This window comes from Lentibacillus jeotgali (assembly GCF_000224785.1).
Taxonomy (GTDB): Bacteria; Bacillota; Bacilli; order Bacillales; family Amphibacillaceae; genus Lentibacillus; species Lentibacillus jeotgali.
Genome location: NZ_AGAV01000029.1, coordinates 1 through 4,453, shown reverse-complemented (window position 1 = coordinate 4,453; position 4,453 = coordinate 1). Strand labels below are relative to the sequence as shown.

The 4,453-nt window shown below is 34.9% G+C and carries 6 protein-coding genes; all 6 read right to left on the bottom strand.

The window, feature by feature from the left end; genetic code table 11:
• Positions 1–1,116: PH domain-containing protein (locus ON01_RS18655; RefSeq protein WP_010532498.1), on the bottom strand; the 1,116-nt coding region annotated here is incomplete at its 3' end.
• A 164-nt stretch (positions 1,117–1,280) separates the two neighbouring features.
• The gene (locus ON01_RS20125; protein ID WP_138919838.1) at positions 1,281–1,475 is read right to left on the bottom strand and encodes an aspartyl-phosphate phosphatase Spo0E family protein; all 195 of its coding nucleotides are present in this window, start codon (positions 1,473–1,475) and stop codon (positions 1,281–1,283) included.
• A gap of 196 nt (positions 1,476–1,671) precedes the next feature.
• Positions 1,672–1,923: a DUF3923 family protein gene (locus ON01_RS18405; RefSeq protein WP_010532496.1), complete on the bottom strand. Its 252-nt coding sequence runs from the start codon at positions 1,921–1,923 to the stop codon at positions 1,672–1,674.
• Between the two features lie 92 nt (positions 1,924–2,015).
• On the bottom strand, positions 2,016–2,231 hold the full coding sequence (locus ON01_RS18400) for a hypothetical protein (RefSeq protein ID WP_010532495.1): 216 nt from the start codon (positions 2,229–2,231) through the stop codon (positions 2,016–2,018).
• Positions 2,232–2,368: 137 nt separating this feature from the next.
• Positions 2,369–2,830: a VanZ family protein gene (locus ON01_RS18395; protein ID WP_010532494.1), complete on the bottom strand. Its 462-nt coding sequence runs from the start codon at positions 2,828–2,830 to the stop codon at positions 2,369–2,371.
• A 158-nt stretch (positions 2,831–2,988) separates the two neighbouring features.
• Entirely contained in the window at positions 2,989–4,329 is a 1,341-nt protein-coding gene (locus tag ON01_RS18390; RefSeq protein WP_010532493.1) for a TcaA 3rd/4th domain-containing protein, read from the bottom strand.
• Positions 4,330–4,453 lie beyond the last annotated feature (124 nt).

Below are 4,453 nucleotides of genomic sequence, written 5' to 3'. Positions count from 1 at the left end.
GAATAAACGAAAATAAATCCCCCAATAATCCATCTTCTCACGTGGTTGTTTGTTCCTTTTGGTTTCATAACGTATATAGGCAATATAGTCTTGAGGAATCATAAAGAATTGACTCAATTCAATTATTTTCAATGATGTATCTGTTTCAAACCCGCACTTCCGGAATTTTGACGTAACGTTTGCTTTAGGGCCTCTCTTGGGTGGAGGCTGATAGATAAGGTCTTTATTCCAGTATCGCATACATTGCTGATAAATTACCTTAGCATTAAATTTGTCCTGCTGATCCAGTTGTTCTATAAAGCGTTTCCGTCCTTTAACAAGCAGATAAAGAAGTAATAAAAGAAAGAGCATGCCGCCAATTGGTTGGTTTTCAACTTCAAGTCTCAACATGACCATAAAATAAACTGCAGCCAATGTAAAGAAGATGGCCAATACTTTAATAACTTCTTTAATCCGAAATCTTTTCTGGTCAGCATCCAATTGTTTTAATCCGATCCAGCTCTTTAACTTTTCTGCAACTTCAGGTCTCTTTTTTACTTCGAATGGACGCATCGGATGAAATTTATTTTCCTCAGTATCGGATTTCCCGATACGTTTCGTACCATCCGTTTCGCTACCTTGAGGAGGTGCTTCATTCTGCTGATAACCCTTTTCTTCCGTTTCCTTTCCTTCCATTTTATTACTCAAGGTTTTTTTTCCAGCTTGTGCAGCTTTATTGGCTGCTGGTATTGTTTTGGGAATTCTAGTTCGTATGTAGTCGGCCATGCTTTCAATATTTTTCTTTTCCATTTCTTTTAAACTAATAAAATGGCCATCATGATAAAATGTTAGTTTCCCATAAATTATTCCAAGCTCATATTCAAGATGTGAGATCATTTCATAATCAAATTCAATAAATACCCGCTCCCCGGTAAAACTAATATCAATAAAAAACAGCCTTTCATTCGTTGAAACCAACGCCCCATTCTTTAAATTGTAATTTCCCGGAATAAATTCCGTTATTTTTTCGCTGTCTTTTAAAATGCTGGGAAGTTCATGAATTTCTTTCTTACAAAAACGCTTTTCTATTCCGCTAATATTTTCCAATTGATTTTCGATCTGTTCTAAACTCTGCATCTTAACCTCCTTTAATTTATACGATGTCTGAATTCCAACATACATTATCCACAAAATTCATTATTAAAGATTAGCGCCCGATGATGAAGATTGCAATGGACAGCCTTATAAATGAGTTACATCTCTTAATTTGAGTTTTATTTGTCACATTTTGCTTACCTATATCAGGCAACACTCTTTAATGAAATTTCTCTGTACAAATTCAATAGGTAATCTAATTCCTGACTACTTTTAACAGTCTCTGTACTGGTAAATCCCTTGTCGAATGCTAACTGTATCATTTCCAGTCTCTTTTGGATTATAGATTGCTTTAATCTTTTCTGTATATACAATGTTGAATGTCCTCCTAAATCATCCATTCTTTATATTGAATACTCATTCAGTATTATGTAGGACATAAATTTCAATGTAAATGCTTTTGACAATAAAAGACAAACACTGACAACCTCAAAATATAGGTGTCTGTGTCCAACACCTCGAAAAAACTTACTATCAGTTTAATATTGTCCCCATCGCCCAATAAAAAAGGCACTTATTTTATTCCGTAACTGCGCCCTATTCCGGAACAGTCATTTCTTTATTTCTTTTGTTTTTAATAACTAACATTGCAACTAACCAACCAATTTGAATGAGCAAGGGGATTAAAAAAGGTAATGCTAAAACCAGAATATTTAACATAATGATTTCTGGAGTTTGAATAGCACCAGTCGCATCTACGTCTCTTTGTGCTAAAAAAATCGATCCTGCTGCAAATAAGGCCAACCAAAAAGCATTTGCGATCCACCAAGCAATCCAAGCAAACTTCACCAAACCACCCCTCGTATGAATTAATAAGATAAGAACCATCTAACCCGATCCAGAAAGACGCAATTGTTCAATTAGCGCACCCGTTCGTAACTCTAATCTTTGTAATTCGAAGTTCTCCTTAACTTCTTAATTTCGCTTAAAATCTCTTTTTGTATTTCCAAGTTTTCTTTTCGCATTGCCATCAATTCATTAGTTCGCTTATTTGATGACTTAGCGAACCTTAAGGCAAAAACAAGTAAAAATGTAGTGAATATTGCCATAACAATTACTGCAATGATTATTAAGTTCAGAACTTCTATTAGATCCATTAACAACCCTCTTTCAAATGTAATTTCTATTCGATCTATTTATTCGACTATCAGGCCTGACAATAGCAAATTAGGCGCTGTTCATTATTCCGGAAGGGCACCCGTTTGCGGAAGACCCTTTTGAAGATAAACACCTGTTAGTTAAATATCTTTTTCCCTTTACTAAATAAAACAAAAATTAAAAATCCTAAATATCCACCTAATGTATTTAATATAATATCATCTACATCAAATACGCCCAATTGAGTAAAATATTGCAGTGTCTCAATCGTGAGACTAAATAATGGAATTACCGATAAACTAAACTTTATACGTTTTGCAATAAGGATTGGAAGCAAAATTCCCATTGGGATAAATAATAAAATATTGCCGAAAGTATTATAAAACCAGGTCATTAAATTATAGCTTTTAAAATTAAATAGGTAGGTTTCAATTGTGCTAAAGGGAACAAAATTATGTGACGCTCCCGAAAAATTACCTTGAAGCCTTTCTGGAAAAAATATATTAATCCCCACAAAACTAACCAATAAAACAACAGAAACATATAAAACAAATAGTAAAATCACATACCCTTTTGATTTTAAATCAACAACTAACACAGTGGACACACCTCCCTAATGCAAGGTATGTCCAAACCGTATTGATTATGGTATTCATTCTGATCATCAGCTTAAGAGTCTTTCTTCAGCACTATGGCACTTATAAGAAAAACTGGCGCAAGTCTTATTCGTTTCTTGCGCCCTTTAACGGAACAATATTAAAATTGTGTCTGCACAACTTCCTCACTTGTCATGTAATCATCCTGAAAGCTATTGGGATCATTGTCCACTTGCATAATAGTCCAGTTTTGATTTTCTTCATTATAGGTTAAGGTCACTGTTTGTTCAGAAAACACTTCTTCTAATTCAGTATCAACATACTCATATACTTCTCTTGAGTTTTCATGAAATTCCACTGGAATTGTAAGGTTGTGACTACCGCCTTCCCCTTGTTCATAAGTGACTTGGGAAAAATCAATACGTGTTCCCAATGCCTCACCTTCAAAATACCTTTCACCATCATATCCCTGAATGGTTTGAGTGAATTCTTTTCGGATATTGTCAGATACATTTTCTAATACACCTGCATTTTGTTCTGATTTAGCTTGAATGGATTGCTTTGCATAACCGTTAATGATTGTTTTGACCTGTTCTTGCATATCCTCTGTTAAAACTTTTGGTGTCAAGTCGTAACCTTCATCATTGGAATTGAACACACTTGTTTCTTCTTCTTGATTTTCTTCACTGCTGGAAATTTCTTGGGGATCACTCTTTAACGTCCCCCACGGAAATTCTTTTACACCTTGTATTTCAAGTCCATCTTCAACCGGCCCAAATGAGTTCTGGTCAGATAAATTGACATCTTGTCTCTCCCCGTTCAACATTAAATATGTATTCGGAATATCTGATTCAACCTGGACCGTTTCACCTTCTAAATTTAAACTCGCTGTCTCTTCAAAGTCTTCGGGATCAAACATGGTCACTTCTGCTGTATCCTGAACTGTTGTATAGTCAAAATCTTTTTTACCTTCTACAGTGTAAACACCAGGTCCGAACAGCCCTAGCTTTTGTTCTTTACCTTCCATAGTCATAGAGTTGTTTTGAAAGGTAACTGCTGTTCCTTTTGGGGCATTGACTTTTAGCGTGTATCCTCGTGCTTTTAATACAGGTTTTTCACCAAAGAAACCATCCTCTTGAGTAATATAAAATGGCCCGACATCAGAAATGCTTTCACCGGGATACATTTGCGATATTTCGTTGTTGGTTTGACCATTTGTTTCATAATAAGCTGCCTGAGCATTTAAAAGTAGCATTTGGTCTTCAAAATCAGATTCATTTTCTTTCAAATGTTGAATAATACTGTTAGCCTGTTTTTCACTCCATGTCACGCCTTCATTGACTGTTACTGCACCCATAAGAGCAGAAGCATCGCCATTTTCAATAGCATCTTCAAAACCATTAACAAGTTCAGAAGGATTTGATGATCTTCCACTGACGAGTATGACAACAATAATTAGAATAACGGCAGGAATACCAAAAATCATCAACTTTTTCTTCATATCAATCTCTCCCATTTGTGTAAATGCTATTTTTGATTAAATTTTTTTCAAATCCATCGGCTAAAATAATTAGGGGTTACTGAATAACTCAATGTTTTGTCCAAATTTGAATAAGTGACTTTCT

Coding starts and splice junctions, on each gene's coding strand:
- ON01_RS20125 (WP_138919838.1), bottom strand. CDS start 1,475: ATGGATGATTTAGGAGGACATTCAACATTGTATATACAGAAAAGATTA.
- ON01_RS18400 (WP_010532495.1), bottom strand. CDS start 2,231: ATGGATCTAATAGAAGTTCTGAACTTAATAATCATTGCAGTAATTGTT.
- ON01_RS18390 (WP_010532493.1), bottom strand. CDS start 4,329: ATGAAGAAAAAGTTGATGATTTTTGGTATTCCTGCCGTTATTCTAATT.